This is a genomic window from Streptomyces sp. NPDC003393, assembly GCF_053589015.1.
Genome location: NZ_JBSFRB010000037.1, coordinates 12,234 through 28,951, shown reverse-complemented (window position 1 = coordinate 28,951; position 16,718 = coordinate 12,234). Strand labels below are relative to the sequence as shown.

The 16,718-nt window shown below is 71.5% G+C and carries 16 protein-coding genes and 2 pseudogenes; 10 read left to right on the top strand and 8 right to left on the bottom strand.

All coding sequences use genetic code 11. The annotated features are described in order from the left end of the window. Positions 1 to 12 precede the first annotated feature (12 nt). The gene (locus tag ACWDUZ_RS28900) at positions 13 to 744 is read right to left on the bottom strand and encodes a ZIP family metal transporter (RefSeq protein WP_451634729.1); all 732 of its coding nucleotides are present in this window, start codon (positions 742 to 744) and stop codon (positions 13 to 15) included. Positions 745 to 839: 95 nt separating this feature from the next. Between ACWDUZ_RS28900 and cobM the strand changes: the two genes are divergently transcribed. The 6 genes from cobM to cobC are packed head-to-tail and all read left to right on the top strand — an operon-like array spanning position 840 to position 7,217. Then, positions 840 to 1,658: a precorrin-4 C(11)-methyltransferase gene (cobM, locus tag ACWDUZ_RS28895; RefSeq protein WP_451634728.1), complete on the top strand. Its 819-nt coding sequence runs from the start codon at positions 840 to 842 to the stop codon at positions 1,656 to 1,658. Next, the gene (gene cbiE / locus ACWDUZ_RS28890) at positions 1,655 to 2,938 is read left to right on the top strand and encodes a precorrin-6y C5,15-methyltransferase (decarboxylating) subunit CbiE (protein WP_451634727.1); all 1,284 of its coding nucleotides are present in this window, start codon (positions 1,655 to 1,657) and stop codon (positions 2,936 to 2,938) included. Before cobM ends, cbiE begins: the two co-directional genes overlap by 4 nt. After that, entirely contained in the window at positions 2,935 to 4,626 is a 1,692-nt protein-coding gene (gene cobJ, locus ACWDUZ_RS28885; RefSeq protein ID WP_451634726.1) for a precorrin-3B C(17)-methyltransferase, read from the top strand. Before cbiE ends, cobJ begins: the two co-directional genes overlap by 4 nt. 5 nt (positions 4,627 to 4,631) lie before the next feature. Continuing rightward, a complete protein-coding gene (locus ACWDUZ_RS28880; protein WP_451634787.1) occupies positions 4,632 to 5,222 on the top strand; it encodes a precorrin-8X methylmutase in 591 nt (196 codons plus the stop codon). Beyond that, the gene (locus ACWDUZ_RS28875; RefSeq protein WP_451634725.1) at positions 5,219 to 6,139 is read left to right on the top strand and encodes a sirohydrochlorin chelatase; all 921 of its coding nucleotides are present in this window, start codon (positions 5,219 to 5,221) and stop codon (positions 6,137 to 6,139) included. Before ACWDUZ_RS28880 ends, ACWDUZ_RS28875 begins: the two co-directional genes overlap by 4 nt. Then, a complete protein-coding gene (gene cobC / locus ACWDUZ_RS28870; RefSeq protein ID WP_451634724.1) occupies positions 6,129 to 7,217 on the top strand; it encodes an Rv2231c family pyridoxal phosphate-dependent protein CobC in 1,089 nt (362 codons plus the stop codon). Before ACWDUZ_RS28875 ends, cobC begins: the two co-directional genes overlap by 11 nt. A 637-nt stretch (positions 7,218 to 7,854) precedes the next feature. Here the strand turns inward: cobC and ACWDUZ_RS28865 are convergent. The 3 genes from ACWDUZ_RS28865 to ACWDUZ_RS28855 all read right to left on the bottom strand — a co-directional run bounded on the left by ACWDUZ_RS28865 (position 7,855) and on the right by ACWDUZ_RS28855 (position 9,482). Beyond that, positions 7,855 to 8,343, bottom strand: a complete 489-nt coding sequence (locus ACWDUZ_RS28865) for a TspO/MBR family protein (RefSeq protein ID WP_451634723.1) — start codon at positions 8,341 to 8,343, stop codon at positions 7,855 to 7,857. A 530-nt stretch (positions 8,344 to 8,873) separates the two neighbouring features. Beyond that, positions 8,874 to 9,278, bottom strand: a complete 405-nt coding sequence (locus ACWDUZ_RS28860) for a type II toxin-antitoxin system VapC family toxin (protein ID WP_168488495.1) — start codon at positions 9,276 to 9,278, stop codon at positions 8,874 to 8,876. Positions 9,279 to 9,284: 6 nt separating this feature from the next. Continuing rightward, positions 9,285 to 9,482: a hypothetical protein gene (locus ACWDUZ_RS28855; protein WP_451634722.1), complete on the bottom strand. Its 198-nt coding sequence runs from the start codon at positions 9,480 to 9,482 to the stop codon at positions 9,285 to 9,287. Between the two features lie 365 nt (positions 9,483 to 9,847). Here ACWDUZ_RS28855 and ACWDUZ_RS28850 point away from each other — a divergent pair. The 4 genes and pseudogenes from ACWDUZ_RS28850 to ACWDUZ_RS28835 all read left to right on the top strand — a co-directional run. Next, a pseudogene (locus ACWDUZ_RS28850) lies at positions 9,848 to 10,381 on the top strand (replication initiator); the annotation flags it as partial. 96 nt (positions 10,382 to 10,477) lie between these two features. Then, positions 10,478 to 11,458: an IS481 family transposase gene (locus ACWDUZ_RS28845; RefSeq protein WP_451634786.1), complete on the top strand. Its 981-nt coding sequence runs from the start codon at positions 10,478 to 10,480 to the stop codon at positions 11,456 to 11,458. Between the two features lie 98 nt (positions 11,459 to 11,556). Beyond that, positions 11,557 to 11,778, top strand: a complete 222-nt coding sequence (locus tag ACWDUZ_RS28840) for a helix-turn-helix domain-containing protein (protein ID WP_451634721.1) — start codon at positions 11,557 to 11,559, stop codon at positions 11,776 to 11,778. Next, positions 11,778 to 13,085: pseudogene (locus ACWDUZ_RS28835) on the top strand (tyrosine-type recombinase/integrase). Before ACWDUZ_RS28840 ends, ACWDUZ_RS28835 begins: the two are co-directional and overlap by 1 nt. 86 nt (positions 13,086 to 13,171) lie before the next feature. Here ACWDUZ_RS28835 and ACWDUZ_RS28830 read toward each other — a convergent pair. The 4 genes from ACWDUZ_RS28830 to ACWDUZ_RS28815 all read right to left on the bottom strand — a co-directional run bounded on the left by ACWDUZ_RS28830 (position 13,172) and on the right by ACWDUZ_RS28815 (position 16,380). Next, positions 13,172 to 13,660, bottom strand: coding sequence for a hypothetical protein (locus ACWDUZ_RS28830; RefSeq protein WP_451634720.1), 489 nt, complete (start codon positions 13,658 to 13,660; stop codon positions 13,172 to 13,174). After that, entirely contained in the window at positions 13,629 to 13,889 is a 261-nt protein-coding gene (locus ACWDUZ_RS28825; protein WP_451634719.1) for a toxin C-terminal domain-containing protein, read from the bottom strand. The genes ACWDUZ_RS28830 and ACWDUZ_RS28825 overlap by 32 nt, the downstream gene beginning before the upstream one ends. A gap of 275 nt (positions 13,890 to 14,164) precedes the next feature. Further along, on the bottom strand, positions 14,165 to 14,911 hold the full coding sequence (locus ACWDUZ_RS28820) for a class I SAM-dependent methyltransferase (RefSeq protein ID WP_451634718.1): 747 nt from the start codon (positions 14,909 to 14,911) through the stop codon (positions 14,165 to 14,167). Continuing rightward, complete coding sequence (locus ACWDUZ_RS28815; protein ID WP_451634717.1) at positions 14,908 to 16,380, bottom strand: asparagine synthase; 1,473 nt, start codon at positions 16,378 to 16,380, stop codon at positions 14,908 to 14,910. The genes ACWDUZ_RS28820 and ACWDUZ_RS28815 overlap by 4 nt, the downstream gene beginning before the upstream one ends. Between the last annotated feature and the right edge of the window lie 338 nt (positions 16,381 to 16,718).

The following is a 16,718-nucleotide window of genomic DNA, read 5'->3' as shown; positions in this document are numbered from 1 at the left end:
CCGGTCACGCGGTCATCCGGAGAGGCCGACCACCAGCCAGATGAACGCGGCGCCGGCCAGCGTGCACAGCAGGGTGGAGCGGGCCGGGTGCTCGTGGTGGGCCTCCGGCAGGATCTCGGCGGCGGCGAGGTACAGCAGGGCACCGCCGAACAGGCCGAGATAGCCGCCGAGGACCGGCTCCGGGATGGTGAGGAACGCCGACGCGGCCGCACCGGCGAGGGGGGCGACGGCGTCCGCGAAGAGCATCGCGAGGGCCTTGCGGCGGGCGTTGCCGTACAGGCTGGTCAGGGTGAAGGTGTTGAAGCCGTCGGCGAAGTCGTGCGCGATCACGGCGAGCGCCACGGCCGCGCCCATGCCGCTGCCCACCTGGAAGGCCGCGCCGATCGCCAGGCCGTCCATCGCGCTGTGGCCGACCATCGCCGCGGCGGCCGTCAGGCCCACCTCGGGCGCCCGATGGTGGTCGTGCTCCTCGCCACCGTGCGCGGCCTGCCGTGCGGCCAGCAGCCGCTCGACCAGGTGGGCCAGCAGGAAGCCGGCCACGAACAGCAGCAGGGCCGCGGGTACGCCGAACACGTCCCGGTCCGCCGCGTGCAGTGCCTCCGGCAGCAGGTCCAGGCCGACCACACCCAGCATCAGGCCGCCGGCCAGTCCGAGGACCAGGTGGCGACGGTCGGTCACCCGCTGTGCCGTCCAGCCGCCGGCCAGCGTCATCAGGAACGCGCCGAGCGCGACGAAGACCGCCATGTGCCCTTGCTATCCGATCAACCCCCGATCGCGCACATCCGGCCGCCTTTCCACCCCCACACATCATGACAAACCGTACGAGAGGACCCGACCCCATGGCCGATGCCCCCACCGGCAAGGTGACCTTCGTCGGTGCCGGCCCCGGCGCCGCCGACCTGCTGACGTTCCGTGCCGCGCGCGCGATCGCCGAGGCCGACGTGGTGATCTGGGCGGCCAGCCTGGTCCAGGCGGAGGTCCTGGAACACGCGCGTGAGGGCGCGCAGATCCTGGACTCGGCGGCCATGTCCCTGGAGGACGTCGTCGCCGTGTACGAGCGGGCCCGCGCCGAGGGCCTGAAGGTGGCCCGCATCCACTCCGGCGACCCGGCGCTGTGGGGCGGCACGCAGGAGCAGCTGGACCGGTGTGCGCGGATCGGGATCGCCACGGAGGTGGTGCCCGGTGTGTCGTCCTTCTCCGCGGTGGCCGCGCTCGCGCAGCGCGAGCTGACCATTCCCGAGGTGGCGCAGTCGGTCGTACTGACCCGGCTGGGCGGCGGCAAGACGCCGATGCCACCCGGCGAGGAGGTGCGCGAGTTCGCCCGGCACGGCACCACGATGGCGGTCTTCCTGTCGGCGGCGCGCAGCGGGCAGCTGGTGCGGGAGCTGCTGGAGGGCGGCTATCCGACGTCCACGCCGGTCGTCGTGGCGTACCAGGCGACCTGGCCGGAGGAACTGGTCGTGAAGTGCACGATCGGCACGCTGGAGGAGACGGTCAAGCAGCACCGGCTCTGGAAGCACACCCTGTTCCTGGTCGGCCCGGCGCTGGACGCGCGCGGCACCCGCTCGCACCTGTACCACCCCGGCCACTTCCACGGCCACCGCAAGGCCGACCCCGAGGCCCGCAAGGCCCTGCGCGCCCGGGGCGCGAGCACATGACGTCCAGGATCACGGTCGTCGGCACGGGCACGGGCACGGGCACGGCGTACGACGAGGAGGTGCTGCGCGGCGCCGAGCTCGTCGTGGGCGGCCGGCGGCACCTGGACGCGGCACGGCTCCCGGAGACCGCCGAGCGGGTGGTGCTGGGGCCGCTGGCGCCCGCCCTGGACGTCATCGAGGAGTACGCCCGCAAGGAGCGGCGCGTGGTCGTGCTGGCCTCCGGCGATCCCGGCTTCTTCGGGATCGTGCGGGCGCTGGCCGAGCGGTTCGGGTCCGGACGGCTGGACGTCCGTCCCGGCGTCTCCTCCGTCGCCGCCGCCTTCGCGCGGATCGGGCTGCCCTGGGACGACGCCGTGGTGGTCAGCGCGCACGGCAGGGACCTGCGCACGGCCGTCAACGTCTGCCGGGCCCGGCCGAAGGTCGCCGTCCTGACCGGGCCGGGGGCCGGGCCCGCCGAGCTGGGGGCCGCGCTGGCCGGCGCGGGCGGCGCGGGCGGCGCGGGCGGCGCGGGCGGCGATCGGGTGCTGGTCGTGGCGAGCGCGCTCGGCGACCCGGAGCGGGAGCAGGTGGAGCGGGTGACGCCCGCGGAGGCCGCCGCCCGCGACTGGGGGCCGGCGGTGAGCGTGGTGGTCTGCCTGGACGAGGCGCGGGCGCTGGGTGCGGTGCGCACGGTCGCCGGGGTTGTGGACCGGCCCGCCGGATGGGCGCTGGAGGAGGACGCGTTCGCGTACCGCGACTCGATGATCACCAAGTTCGAGGTGCGGGCGCTGGCCCTGGCCCGGCTCGGGCCGCGCCTCGGCGACCTGGTGTGGGACGTGGGCGCCGGGTCGGGCTCGGTGGCCGTGGAGTGCGCGCGGCTCGGCGCGGCCGTCGTCGCCGTGGAGAGGACGGCGGACGGGGCGGAGCGCGTCCGCGCGAACGCGCGGGCCCACGGCGTGGACGTGCGTGTGGTGCGCGGCGCGGCACCGTCCGCCCTGGACGGGCTGGAGGACCCCGACGCGGTGTTCGTCGGCGGCGGGGGCGCGGACCTGCCCGCGATCGTCGGCGCGTGCGCGCGGCGGGCGCGGCGGACCGTGGTCGTCGCCATGGCCGCGCTGGACCGGGTGCCGGCGGCGCGGGAGGCGCTCGCGTCCGCCGGGTTCCGATGCGACGGCGTGCTGCTCCAGTCGTCGCGGCTGGCGCCGCTGCCGGGAGCCGTGACCCGACTGGCGGCCACCAATCCCGTTTTTCTGCTCTGGGGCGTGAGAGCCCCGGCTTCTGATGGAGGAGTTGTCGAGTGATCGGCCTGATTTCCGCCACCGCGGCGGGGGCGGCGGCGCGGGACCGGCTGGCCGCGGCGTGGCCGGACCGCGCCCGGGTGTACGAGGGTCCCGTCGGGGACGCCGTACGGGCCGCGTTCGCGGAGTGCGAGCAACTGGTGTGCTTCCTGGCGACGGGTGCGGCGGTGCGGCTGATCGCGCCGCTGCTCGGCGACAAGACGACCGACGCGGGCGTGGTGTGCGTGGACGAGGGCGGCCGGTTCGCGGTGTCGCTGGTCGGCGGGCACGGCGGCGGCGCCAACGAGCTCGCCCGCGAGGTGGGCGGGGTGCTGGGCGCGGAGCCGGTGGTGACGACGGCGACGGATGCCGTGGGCCTGCCGGGTCTGGACACGCTCGGCTTCCCGTACGAGGGGTCGGTGGCCGCGGTGTCGCGGGCCCTGCTGGACGGCGAACCGGTGGCGCTGGAGACCGAGGTGCCGTGGCCGCTGCCGCCGCTGCCGACCTCCGCGCAGGGGGCGTACACGATCCGGCTCACCGACCGGGACGTCGTACCGGGCGAACGGGAGGTGCTGCTCAGGCCGCCGTCCCTGGTCGTCGGCGTGGGTGCGTCCAAGGGAGCGCCCGTGGAGGAGGTGCTCGGGCTGGTGACGGACGCGCTCCGGGACGCGGGTCTCTCGCCGAGGTCGGTGGCCGAACTCGCCACCGTGGACGCCAAGTCGCGGGAGCCGGGCATCGTGGCCGCCGCCGAACGGCTGGGGGTGCCCCTGGTGACGTACCCGGCCGGGGAACTGGCGGCCGTCGAGGTGCCCAACCCGTCCGGCGCGCCGCTCGCGGCCGTCGGCACCCCGTCCGTGGCCGAGGCGGCGGCACTGGCGCGCGGCGGCGAACTCCTGGTGGCGAAGCGGAAGTCCGAGCGCGCCGACGGGCGGCCGGCCATGGCGACCTGTGCCGTCGTACGGCGTCCGGGGCGCGGGCGGCTCGCGGTCGTCGGGCTCGGCCCCGGCGCCCGCGACCTGCTGACCCCGCGCGCGGAGGCCGAGCTGCGGCGCGCCTCCGTGCTCGTGGGGCTCGACCAGTACGTCGACCAGATCCGCGACCTGCTGCGCCCGGGCACCCGGATCCTGGAGTCGGGCCTCGGCGCCGAGGAGGAACGGGCGCGCACGGCGGTCGCCGAGGCCCGGCGCGGGCACGCGGTCGCGCTGATCGGCAGCGGCGACGCGGGCGTGTACGCGATGGCCTCGCCCGCGCTCGCCGAGGCGTCGGACGACATCGACGTGGTCGGCGTGCCCGGCGTGACGGCGGCGCTGGCGGCCGGGGCGATTCTGGGCGCGCCGCTCGGCCACGACCACGTGTCGATCAGCCTCTCCGACCTGCACACCCCGTGGGAGGTCATCGAGCGGCGGGTGCGGGCGGCGGCCGAGGCGGACCTCGTGGTGACCTTCTACAACCCCCGTTCCCGCGGCCGGGACTGGCAGCTGCCCAAGGCGCTCGCCGTCCTCGCCGAGCACCGGGAGCCGACGACGCCGGTCGGCGTCGTACGCAACGCGTCCCGCCCGGACGAGTCGAGCCGGGTGACGACGCTGGCCGGACTGGACCCGGCGACGGTCGACATGATGACGGTCGTCACCGTGGGCAACACCGCCACCCGGAACATCGCGGGGCGCATGGTGACCCCGCGCGGCTACCGCTGGCAGGAGGGCGCCCGGTGAACCCGGTGACCCGTGTGGTGCATCCGATCGAGCGGGAGTCCTACCGGCGGCTGCGCGCCCGCCTGGACACCTCGCACTTCCCGCCGCTGACCCGGGCGGTGGTGGAGCGGGTCGTCCACTCGTCCGCCGACCTGGAGTACGCGAACGATCTCGTCATGGACGAGGGCGAGTTGGCGACGGCGCACGCGGCGCTGCACGCCGGGGCCCCCGTGGTGGTGGACGTCGAGATGGTGGGCGCCGGGATCACCCGGCGGGAGACCGTCTGCCGGCTGCGGGACGCCGGGTCCGGGCCGGGGCTGACCCGTTCGGCGCACGCCGTCCGGCTCGCCTACGAACAGGTCGGCCCGGGCGCCCTGTGGGTGATCGGCAACGCTCCGACCGCGCTGGAGGAGCTGCTGACCCTGGACGCGGCGCCGGTCCTCGTCATCGGTCTGCCCGTCGGTTTCGTCGGCGCGGTCGAGTCCAAGGCCGCGCTGCGCGAGAGCGGGCTGCCCGCCGTGAGCAACGTGTCCGAGAAGGGCGGTTCGGCGGTCGCCGCCGCCGCGCTCAACGCCCTGCTGTACCACCCCGTCTCACACTCCGAGGAGCGATCGTGACCACCCCGCCGCCCGCCCTGCTCATCGCCGGTCACGGCACCCGGGACGACGCCGGGGCCGAGGCGTTCCGCGACTTCGTCCGGCGGTTGCAGCTCCGCCTGACCCACGTACCCGTCGCCGGCGGCTTCATCGAGCTGTCCCCGCCGCCGCTGGCCGACGCGGTCGCCGGCATGGTGGCGCGAGGGGTGCGCCGGTTCGCGGCCGTCCCCCTGATGCTGGTGTCCGCCGGGCACGCCAAGGGCGACATCCCGGCAGCACTGGCCCGCGAGAAGGAACGGCACCCGGGGATCTCGTACACCTACGGCCGCCCGCTGGGCCCGCACCCGGCGCTGCTGCGGGTGCTTCAGCGGCGGCTGGAGGAGGCCCTGGAGGGCACCGCCGCGGACCGGTCGGACGTGACCGTGCTGCTGGTCGGGCGCGGCTCGACCGACCCGGACGCCAACGCCGAGGTGTTCAAGGCGGCCCGGCTGCTGTGGGAGGGACGCGGGTACGCGGGCGTGGAGACGGCGTTCGTGTCGCTGGCCGCACCGGACGTGCCGAACGGCCTGGAGCGGTGCGCGCGGCTGGGCGCGCGCCGGATCGTCGTCCTCCCCTACTTCCTGTTCACCGGCATCCTGCCGGACCGGGTGCGACAGCAGACGCGGGACTGGGCGGCGGCACATCCGGAGGTCGAGGTGCGGTCCGCCGACGTCATCGGGCCGGAGCCCGAGCTGCTGGATCTGGTGCTGGAACGGTACGAGGAGGCGGTGAAGGGCGACCTGCGGATGAACTGCGACTCGTGCGTGTACCGCATCGCGCTGCCGGGCTTCGAGGACAAGGTGGGGCTGCCGCAGCAGCCGCACTTCCACCCGGACGACGACGGCCACGGACACGGCCACCACCATCACGGAGGGCACTCTCCCTCGCATGCGCACTGAGGGCTCGTACGGGGACGCCCACCACGTACACGACGCTCACGACCTGCGGCACCACGGGGACGCGGAGGTACGGGACGACGGGGCGGCGCTGATCGACCTCGCGGTGAACGTCCGCGCGGACACTCCCCCGCCCTGGCTGCGGGACCGGATCGCCGCGTCGCTCACCGGTCTGGCGGCCTACCCGGACGGCCGGACCGCACGGGCGGCGGTGGCGGCGCGGCACCGGCTGCCGGTGGACCGGGTGCTGCTGACGGCGGGGGCGGCGGAGGCGTTCGTGCTGCTGGCGCGCGCGCTGAAGGTACGGCGACCGGTCGTCGTCCACCCGCAGTTCACGGAGCCGGAGGCGGCACTGCGGGCCGCGGGTCACACGGTGGACCGGGTGCTGCTCCGCGCGGAGGAGGGCTTCCGCCTCGACCCGGCGGCCGTCCCCGAGGACGCGGACCTCGTCGTCATCGGCAACCCGACGAACCCGACGTCGGTACTGCACCCGGCGGCGATGATCGCCCGGTTGGCCCGCCCAGGGCGGGTGCTGGTCGTGGACGAGGCCTTCATGGACGCCGTACCGGGCGAACGGGAGTCCCTGGCCGGCCGGACGGACATGCCCGGACTGGTGGTTTTGCGCAGCCTCACCAAGACCTGGGGCCTGGCCGGTCTGCGCATCGGCTACGTCCTGTCCGCCCCGGAGACCGTCGCCGCACTGGAACGCGCCCAGCCGCTCTGGCCGGTCTCCACCCCGGCGCTCGCGGCGACGGAGGCGTGCATGGAGCCGCACGCCCTGGCGGAAGCGGAAGCGTCGGCCCACCGCGTCGCGGCGGACCGCGCCCACCTGGTGGCGGGCCTGCACGCGTTCGCGGCCCACGGGGTGCGGGTGGCGGAGCCGGCCGAGGGCCCCTTCGTGCTGGTGCGCTTGCCTGGGGCGGCGGAGGTACGGCGCCGGCTGCGCGAGCGAGGGTACGCGGTGCGGCGCGGGGACACGTTTCCCGGGCTGGGGGACGAGTGGCTGCGGGTGGCGGTGCGGGGGCCTGAGGTGGTGGACGGGTTTCTGGGGGCGTTGGGGGACATGTTGCGCTCGGCGTAGGGGTCGGGGAGCGGGTGCGCGGCCTGGAGGGGGCTCACGCCGCGCACAGGTGGCGGGAAAGGAGTCGACCGCCACCTGTTCCGGATGAGTCTTGGCTGGACGCGTCCCACTCTGCGAGGCAGCATCCGAATCGGGGCATCCACCGGCATTGCCCGCCAGGGCCTGTGTGACCTCAGCAAGCACACAGCGTGTGCGCCGACCAACCTCTCCGTGTCGCGTCTCCGCAGGTCAGGCTTTTGATTTCTAGTTTGCTCAAGTGGCTGGCGTGCGCTGCCGTCGGGACCAGCGGCCGTCGGTGTGGCCGTGAGAGCCTCGTGGGCGGTGCTACTTCAGGTGCTCTCCGAGGTCGCTTCCGCGGCCCCCGAACGCTGCCGATCACGCCCGGCTCCACCGCCCGGCGGAGCACCCCGATGCCCCTACGGCGATCTCGCGCCGGCCGGCGGATGTACCGCGAATGTGCCCCCCGCCAGGCGCATCGCGCCGAAGCCGCGCGTGTGATCGTCAGCGCTCCGCCGAGGGAGAAAGCCTGAGGGTCGAGTGCGCCCGCACCTTCGCGGCCCGGCAGAAGGGGGCCGGGTTGCTTGGCGTTCTGGAACTCGCCGCCGCCCAGTGGTACTGGGCGCCGGGGCGGCGCCCCTCAGTTGCGCCGGGCAAGGGAGCCGTTCAGTGCTGTGGCGAAGCCGCACCAGGCCGCGTACGGGAGCAGGGCGGCGGCCGCCGCGCGGTCGGTTCGGGCGGTGCGGCGGATGAGTTCCGCGTTGCTGAGGTCGAGCAGCACGGTGCCCAGCAGGCCGGCCCTGGGGCTGCGCAAGCCGAAGAACAGCCAGTTCCATCCCGCGTTCAGTGTCAGATTGGCGGCCAGGCTGCCCACCAGACGACTGCGCTCCCGCCCTTCCACCGTGCCCAGTGCTCGTCCGGCGGAGTAGGCGATCGTCGCGTACAAGGGCGTCCAGACAGCACCGAATGCCCACGTCGGCGGCTGCCACCCGGGCTTGCCCAGCGACTTGTACCAGCGGCTCTCGGCGTCGACGGCACGCGACCCCACCACGGCGGCGGCGGTCACGGCCACCCCGCCGGCCCCGTAGCGCAGCCACGGCCCCATGCCCTTCCTCGGCCCCGTGGCCATCCCCGTTCCCGTACTTCTTCTGGCCTGCCGAGCGGTCTGTCTCATGCTCACACCGCTTCCCCCGGCCGGACGGCTGCTACCAGGGGCGTACGCCAGTCGAGGCGCGTGGTCGGCGACGTGGCCGCGAATCGCGGGTCTGAGCACATGGTACGTGTGCTACCCGACCCCTCTCTACCCGCGTTTTCGCAGATCAAACGGTGTTTGGTGGTTCCGCTGGGGTGCGGTTTCGGCCGGGGTTGTTCATGGTTGTCGCCGTCACTACTGCCGTCAAGGCCTAGACCAATCAGGCAGAGCTGGGGCCTCGCGCCGCCTCGGCGGCGGGCCTCCGAGGCGGCCCTCGATCGGCGCGCAGCAAGGTTCGTCCGTCCGCCAGTCTGGCGTTGCGGGGGCCGGGGCGGTCGCCGCTCGGAGGGGGCCGGTAGTTTCGCTCCCCGTCGGAGGCGACGCGCCAGCAGCCAGTTTCTGGCTAGCCTGGTCACGGGCCACTGCCTCGGCTGGGAACCGGGTCTGGCTGCGCCAGCGGCGAGCAGCTACTCCGCGCCGAGGATGCGCAGACCGTGGTGGGCTCGGAAGTCCTCGTAGTCCTTGAGGTTGAGCGTGGCCAGCGGCAGGTCGTAGGTGAGGGCACAGGCCGCGATCCACATATCGTTGATCGGGCGTGGGCGTCCGCGCTGGATGCCCGCCGCTGACAGGCGGCCCCAGGTTGCGGCGACGGCTTCATCGCCAGGCAGGATCGGGATGCCGGAGAGCCAGTCGGCGAGTTCCTGGCGGCTGCGGGTGCCCCAGTGGCGGATCTCGGTCCACTTGGTCAGTTCACCGAAGGTTACGAAGGTGATCAGCGGCTTGCGGCCGATCAGCCTGGTGGCGAGCGGGCCGGTGAGCTTGCGCTTATGGGACAGCGAGGCGACGTCGGTGTCGAGGATGACGGGTTGCATGGCGGCTCACGCGACGTCGCGGTGGCGCTCGGCGTACGTGAAGGCCAGGAACTCCTCCAGTTCCTCGTCCGACTCGAAGGTGTCGGCGGCGAGGTCGTCCAGGGACCGGATCGGCTGGGTGTTCTTCGCGGCCAGCAGCTCCTCGACCGAAACGCGGGGCCGAAGCGGTGGACAGCCGGAGTACTCCGCGTCGGCTGTGCTCATCGGGACCTCCACGGGACGGGATGTGGCTACCGAGACCAGCATACGGGGGCTGACCCGCGCTGACACCGGGCTTCACCCCACGGAGCTGATCTCCGAACGTGCGTGCGCCGGTCCTCGCAAATGCCGGCGGGATCTTGGGCCGGTCGCCTGCCTGGGGTGGGGGTCGGGTACGGGTAGGGGCCGTGCGCCGGGCCGGCGAGCGGGCAGGCACTTGATCCTGCTGCATCAGCGCGTCCGCCGGGACAGCTTGCTGCGCCGGAAGCCAGGTTCTGGTCAGCTCGGTCACCAGCTGTCGACGGATCCTGAGTCGGTCGTCGCTCAAGGCTCGACGCTCGTCGGCCGATGGTGGGGCGATGGGAGCTTCGCTCCCCGTTGGAGACGACGCTAGCGAACTCGCCTGGGGCGAACAACTCGACGTACGCGAGATCACGGCCTTCGGCACCGACGCCGAATTCACCGACCAGGCCGTGGCCGCCTACGTGGCGAAGTACGCCACCAAATCCGCCGACGCCTCCAGCGCCCTCGACCGCTCCCTGTTCTGCCGCCCCTGCCAGGGCCGCGGCGCCACCGTGCTGCCCCACGGGACTCCACTCCCGTGCACCGCATGCGACGGAACCGGACAGGCCCGGCCGCTGCCCCAGCTCGCCGTCGCCCGGCACGTGCGGCAGATGATCCGCACCTGCTGGGAGCTGGGCAGGCTGCCTGAGTTCGACCACCTGAAGCTCTGGAAGTGGGCGCACATGCTCGGCTTCCGGGGCCACTTCTCCACCAAGTCCCGCCGCTACTCCGTCACGCTCGGCGCGCTGCGCGATGCCCGCCTCGCCTGGCGCACCGAACAGGCCCGCGCCCACACCGGCCAGCCAGAGCCCGACCCGGACACCACCCTCATCGTCGGCCACGGCCTAGCTGTTCTGTCCACAGAGGTTGGTGACGGACGGCACGACTTGATGGTCTTGAACAAGTGAGGGCCTTCCGGCTTCGGTGTGGATTGCGACATCGCCACCGAGCACCGAGAAGGCCCTCTTGCCCCAGGTAATGCACCCCTGACCGAGACCGGTCGTCTGCGCCTGGCCCGATGCGTGGTCGAGGACGGCTGGCCCCTGCGCAGGGCCGCCAAACGCTTCCAGGTCTTCCCGACCACGGCCCAACGTTGGGCCGACCGCTACCGGCAGTCCGGCGAGGCCGGGATGCGTGACCGCTCCTCCCGCCCGCACACCAGCCCGCGCCGCACCCCGACCCGCACCGAGCGCCGGATCATCAAGGTCCGCGTGCTGCGCCGCTGGGGACCCGCCCGCATCGCCCACCTTCTGCGACTGGTGCCCTCGACCGTGCACCGCGTCCTGACCCACTTCGGCCTGGCCCGCCTCACCCACCTGGACCGGGCCACCGGCCGCGTCATACGCCGCTACGAACGGCAGAAGCCCGGCGAACTGGTCCACGTCGACATCAAGAAGCTCGGCAACATCCCCGACGGCGGCGGGCACAAGGTCCTGGGCCGGCAAGCGGGCCGCAAGACCCGCTCCGGCGCCGGCTACAGCTACCTGCACACCGCCGTCGACGATCACTCCCGCCTCGCCTACAGCGAGATCCACACGGACGAGAAGAAGGAGACCGCCACCGGCTTCTGGCAACGGGCCCATGCGTTCTTCACCACCGCCGGGATCACCGTCGAGCGGGTCCTGACCGACAACGGCTCCTGCTACCGCTCACGCGACTGGCGAGACACCCTCACCGCGGCCGGGATCGCCCACAAGCGCACCCGGCCCTACCGGCCGCAGACCAACGGCAAGGTCGAACGCTTCAACCGCACCCTGCTCGACGAGTGGGCCTACGCCCGCCCCTACCGCTCCGAACAGGAACGACGCGACGCCTTCCCCGACTGGCTGCACACCTACAATCACCACCGCGGACACACCGCGCTGAAGGGCCAACCACCCGCCAGCCGCGTTCCTAACCTCTCAGGGCAATACACCTAGCTCGGCATCGGCTACAGCCCCGGCGCCACACTTCTCGGCGCCGCCGTCTGGCACCGCAGAGAACTCGCACGGCAGTTCATCGCCGAAGGGGGCTGCTGATGACCATGCAGGCACCCGCCGCGCACCAGGGGCCGAGCACGCCCGAGGAACTGCTGACGGTTCCGCAGGTCATGGCCCGACTCCAACTCGGCCGCTCCGCCGTCTACGACCTGCTCCGCACCCGGCAACTCGCCTCGATCACCCTTGGCCGCTCCCGCCGCATCCCCGCCCATGCCCTCACCGACTTCATCCGCACCCGACTCGACCAGGAAGCCGCCTGATGACCACACCCCGCGACAACCCCGCCTCCCGCCGCGTCCGCGCCAGCGGCGACGGCACCGTCTACCAGCGCAAGGACAGCCGCTGGGAAGCCGCCAGATACGTCCTCGCCCCTGGCAACACCCGCCGCCGCGTCTGCGTCTACGGCACGACGCGCAAGGAAGCCCTGGCCAAGCTCACCGAGAAGATCGCCACCAGCAACCGCGGCCTCCCCGTGCCCTCCGCACAGGGCAGCGTCGGCGCATTCCTGACGTACTGGCTCGATGCCGTTGCCGTCCACCACCTCCGCGAGAACACACACACCCGATACACCGCCTGCGTCAACCGGTACCTCGTCCCCGGCCTGGGCAAGAAGAAGCTCGCCAAGCCCCTCCGCCAAGGACGTCCGCACCTGGCTCAACCAGCTTCGCACCACCTGCCAGTGCTGCGCGCGCGGCATCGATGCGGGCCGTGATGAGCCCCGCTGCTGCGCCGTCGGAACGTGCTGCTCCAAGCTGCTCTCTCCGCTGACGCTCACCTACATCCACTCTGTGCTCAAGTCCGCCCTGGAGCACGCCGTGCGCGAGGAGGAAATCCCTCGCAACGTGGCCCGTAATGTCCGCACCGGCACCCCACGGCCCCGACGTTTCGAACCCCTCACCGCCGACGAAGCCCGCCAATTCCTCACAGCCGCGCGTGGACACCGGCTCCATGCCCTGTTCGAACTCGCACCCCACACCGGACTCCGCAAAGGCGAACTTCTCGGCCTCCGCTGGGAAGACCTCGACCTTGACCGGGGCACGGCTGCCGTCCGCCGCACCTTGCAGCGCACAAGCACGGGCGGACTCATCACGTTGCCCACCAAGACCCGGTCCTCCAAGCGCCGCATCGCCCTCCCTGCCCGCTGCCTCCAGTCGCTGAAGCACCACCATGAGGAGCAGCAGCGCGAACGGGATACCGCGGGCACCGCGTGGCGGCACAGCGGGTACGTGTTCACCACGCCGCAGGGCAGGCCGATCGACCCGGCCAACCTCACCCGGACCTTCACCATGCGCTTCCGCAGGCCGGCCTCCGGCGCATCCGATTTCATGACCTCCGCCATTCGACCGCGACGCTGCTCCTGGAGCAGGGAGTCGAACTCGTCGTGATCAAGGAACTCCTCGGCCACGCCCACATCAGCGTCACCGCCACCGTCTACGCCCACGTCCGACTCCGCCTCCAGCGCGACGCCATCGACACCCTCAGCACCGCACTCGGCAGCCCCGAAACCACCGAGACGGCCAACAGCGACGGCGATGAGCCGCCGTCCTGCGCCGCCTTCGTCCGCTGACGTTGCCGTCAACTACTGCCGTCACGACGTGCAGAAGCCCCGCCAGAAGCAACCTGGCGGGGCTTCATATTTGCGCTTGCGTGCCCTCACAAGCCCCAGGTGGACTCACGGAACTGCCGCACTTCGGACACGCTCGTCACCCACTCGGAGATGCGATTCCCATCCTCGTCGACTTCACGGTGAGGCTCTACGTACCGCCACGGCTCTTGCGGGTCGAAGGGTTCATCGAGCTCATCCAGGAAGATGAGCGAATTCTGGACGTGGATCATATCCCCGTCCCGATACATTGGCCAGCAGGAGATGAAATTACTGGCTGCTGGATCGGTGATCGAAGCAATGAGGCAAGAGATCTCCTTCTCGGAGCCTTCGAGTCTCCTCAGAGCGCCCTCCCAGCTTCGACGGTATTCATCCACCGACCAGAAGCTCAGATCCATCAGGAACGTCTCCGTGAAGCTGCCGACCCAGATCCTGCCGACAGCCTCAGATGGTGACGGGGTCGCGCCCCCCGAAACCGAATCGTCGATCACCTCGATCGAGAATCCGCTATTCCTTGAGGTAGTTGAGATCTGGGTCATAGGTTCCGATCCGTTGTCCTCTGCGGTTGAACATCTTCCAACCGTCCGTCACGTTATGGCCATCGACATCAGGCGTGATGTAGTTCTTCCCGTTGGAGAAGACGACCTGACCATGCGAATTGAACCGCGCTTTCTGCGCGGGAATTCTCGTTCTGTACCCAAGTGCGCCTGCCCGATCAGCCACGGTCCCGGCGTACAGCTCTCGGTTCTGCCGACTGCGCTCAGCCACCGAGTCCGGATGGTAGGGGTCACCCTTGAGCGCAGGGGAAGAGGTATACCCCTCCGGAAGGTCACAGTTGCTGTTGTGAACGAGGACCGGCGTCTCCCCCGCCAGCACATAGTACGTGTGCTACGCAGCACCGCTCTACCTGCTTCTTCGCTGGTCAGCGCGGGTTTTGCGTTCCGCTGGCGCCCGTGGTTGTGCGTGGAAATCCGTGGCTGTTGCCGTCGCTACTGCCGTCAGGGGTCAGGTGGCTGGCGCTGGCGCGACTTCCGCTCCGCCGGTCACTGCCGGGTGTATCGGGCCACGGTGTATGCGGTTGAGCCGGTGAGCCCTTCCCCTGTGCCGTCGAGCATGTCCAGGACCTTGAAGCCGGCGCCCTCCGCGTAGCGCTCCAGCTCGCGGGGGAACAACACACGTCTGCGGATCTCGTCTCGGGCCTCGGCACCTGAGGGGAGCGCCCAGTGCCGGTGCATGGTGTTGATCTGGGTCCGCAGGTCCCACTCGTGCCGGATGGTGACGGTAGCGCGTCCCCTCGGGGTGTCCACCGTGGCGGTGATCGGCTCGGTCCGGGTGATCGGGGCGATTGGGGAGCACAGCACGAGCAGTGTGCCGGGCTGGGCGTGGGCCGCGAAGGTGGCGAAGACCTGGTCGATCTCGTTGTTGTCGTGCACGTAGGCGAGGCTGTTGCCCATGCAGGTCACGACGTCCATGCGCTGGCCGAGTCGTACGGTGCGCATGTCGCCGGTACGGATGTCCAGATCCGGCCGGGCCCGGTGGGCGTGGTCGACCATGCCGGGCTGCAGGTCCACGCCGATGCACTCGAAGTGCTTGGCCAGGATCTCAAGGTCCCGGCCGGTGCCACATCCGAAGTCGACCAGGGTCCGGGCGTCCGGGCGGTGCAGTTCGATCAGGGTCTGGCACATTCCGGCGCTCGTACTGTCGGACTGGACCACGTCGTAGAGTGCCGGATCGCGGTACAGGATGTTGGTGGCTTCCACGTGCTCGGCTTCCGTGTCGGGGCTGGTCACATGAGGCTTCGCAGTCCGATCTCCAGGGCGAGCACGTCGCATAGCAGATCGGGAACGACCGGGGCAGCGTCGGCATCCCTCCGTGCCTCGGCGAGCGCCTTGCCGTCAACGTAGCCGAGATCCACCAGGATGGACTCCTCCAGCATGTCGTCCAGTACGGGCAGACCGTAGGACCGCAGGCCCTTCTCCAGGGCGGCCAGGAAGTTCTCCGGTTCGGCCGGCGCGGCTACCCACTCGGGCAGCCCGGCCCGTCTGATCCGGTCGCGGAACAGCGCCTTGCCGCGCTTGTGCTCGCGCGGCAGCTGCTCCATGAACCGCACGATCCGCGGGTGCACGAGCGGGCTCACCGGCCAGATTCCGGCCCGGAGGAATCCGGGGTTGTGCATCCCGAACGCCATCAGGGTCGGTACGGGCAGTACCGGGATGGGCGCCAGGTGCTCGTTCACCTCGGTGAGCGCTCGGGCTGCCTTGGCTCCGAGCCACGGTACGGGTTCGGGCATCGGCAGTTCGGCCCGCGTCCTGGAGTGGTGGGCGTTGATCTCGTCCCCGCCGCTGCCCGTGAACATGATCTCGCACCGCCGGGCGGCTGCCTGCTCGCGAACGACGTCGAAGGCCTCCTGGTAGAAGGCTCCCGCCGGATCGTGCGGCTTGCGCAGAGCGCGTACGCCTCCGGGGCAGAAAGGTGGGTGCTGCATGGCGGGGGTGGCCGTGTCTCGGAAGCCGCAGTGCTCCACAAGGACCCGACGGCGCTCGCGCTGTTGCCTGCCGGTGCTTCCTCCCACCAGCAGGCCGAAGCTGTACACCTCGGGGAAGCGGGCCGCCTTGACGGCCAGGGCGACGTTCCCGGAGTCCGCGCCGCCGGACAGTTCGACGCCCACGCATCCGGTTGCCGTCGGCGCCTGGCGGATTACGTCGGTCAGCAACTCATCCAGAGCGGCAAGTGGATCAACGCCGGCACGCAGCGTACGTGGCTCAAGTACGTGTTCGGCGGGGTCGGGGTAGTGGATGCTGAGTCCCGAAGGAGTAAACGTGGCCGCTGCCCGTTCGGTGAGGCGGTAGACGCCTTCGAAGAGCGTCTCGGACGTGTAGCGGTGCTGCCTCGTCAGCGTTCGGGCGACAACGCGCGACACCAGGCGATCGGCCTGCATATACGGTCGCAGTAGTGTCAGGTCCCACGAGGCGTGCAGCTCCTCGGCCTTCTCCGTCAGATAGAGCGGGGCAGTGCCGAAGACACCCGCCGACAGACGGGCTTCCCCCGGCTCCATCGTGAGTTCGACGAAGTCGGCCTCGTCCCGCTTGCACTCCTTCACCCGGACCCGTACGCGCGGCGCTTGGTCGTCGTTGACCTCCATGACCAGAGTGGACACGTTCGCGGGCTCGATCCAGCGCTCGCCGTTGGTCCAACGGCCGCCCTGCGATCTCCACTTGGGCTCCTGGAGATCATCCAGGCGCAGACGCATCGACAGCATGTCGTCCCTTTCCGATGTCGTGCGGCGGGGCGGGGCCGCGTACGGCCCCGCCCCGCCTGGCGTCAGCCCTGGATCACTTGCTGCAGTGGTCGCCGTTGTTGTCGCCGCCGCCCGGCATCTTGTCGAGCAGCGCGGCTTCGACGGCCGGGACGCCGGTGATCAGGTCGCCGGCGTTTTCTCCCTTACGGTTTTCAGTGGACTCCGCGGCGGATGCTGCGGAGTTGGACCCGTCCGGCTGCCCGACCCTTGCGAAGAAGGCAGCCGGACGGGGTGCCCACCGCTTCCGACGGCGGGCCCTCCCTCATCACAGGTGGGGAGCCTGGATGCGTGACGGGGAG

Coding starts and splice junctions, on each gene's coding strand:
- ACWDUZ_RS28900 (WP_451634729.1), bottom strand. CDS start 744: ATGGCGGTCTTCGTCGCGCTCGGCGCGTTCCTGATGACGCTGGCCGGC.
- cobM (WP_451634728.1), top strand. CDS start 840: ATGGCCGATGCCCCCACCGGCAAGGTGACCTTCGTCGGTGCCGGCCCC.
- cbiE (WP_451634727.1), top strand. CDS start 1,655: ATGACGTCCAGGATCACGGTCGTCGGCACGGGCACGGGCACGGGCACG.
- cobC (WP_451634724.1), top strand. CDS start 6,129: ATGCGCACTGAGGGCTCGTACGGGGACGCCCACCACGTACACGACGCT.
- ACWDUZ_RS28865 (WP_451634723.1), bottom strand. CDS start 8,343: ATGGCCACGGGGCCGAGGAAGGGCATGGGGCCGTGGCTGCGCTACGGG.
- ACWDUZ_RS28860 (WP_168488495.1), bottom strand. CDS start 9,278: ATGCAACCCGTCATCCTCGACACCGACGTCGCCTCGCTGTCCCATAAG.
- ACWDUZ_RS28855 (WP_451634722.1), bottom strand. CDS start 9,482: ATGAGCACAGCCGACGCGGAGTACTCCGGCTGTCCACCGCTTCGGCCC.
- ACWDUZ_RS28840 (WP_451634721.1), top strand. CDS start 11,557: ATGACCATGCAGGCACCCGCCGCGCACCAGGGGCCGAGCACGCCCGAG.
- ACWDUZ_RS28830 (WP_451634720.1), bottom strand. CDS start 13,660: ATGACCCAGATCTCAACTACCTCAAGGAATAGCGGATTCTCGATCGAG.
- ACWDUZ_RS28815 (WP_451634717.1), bottom strand. CDS start 16,380: ATGCTGTCGATGCGTCTGCGCCTGGATGATCTCCAGGAGCCCAAGTGG.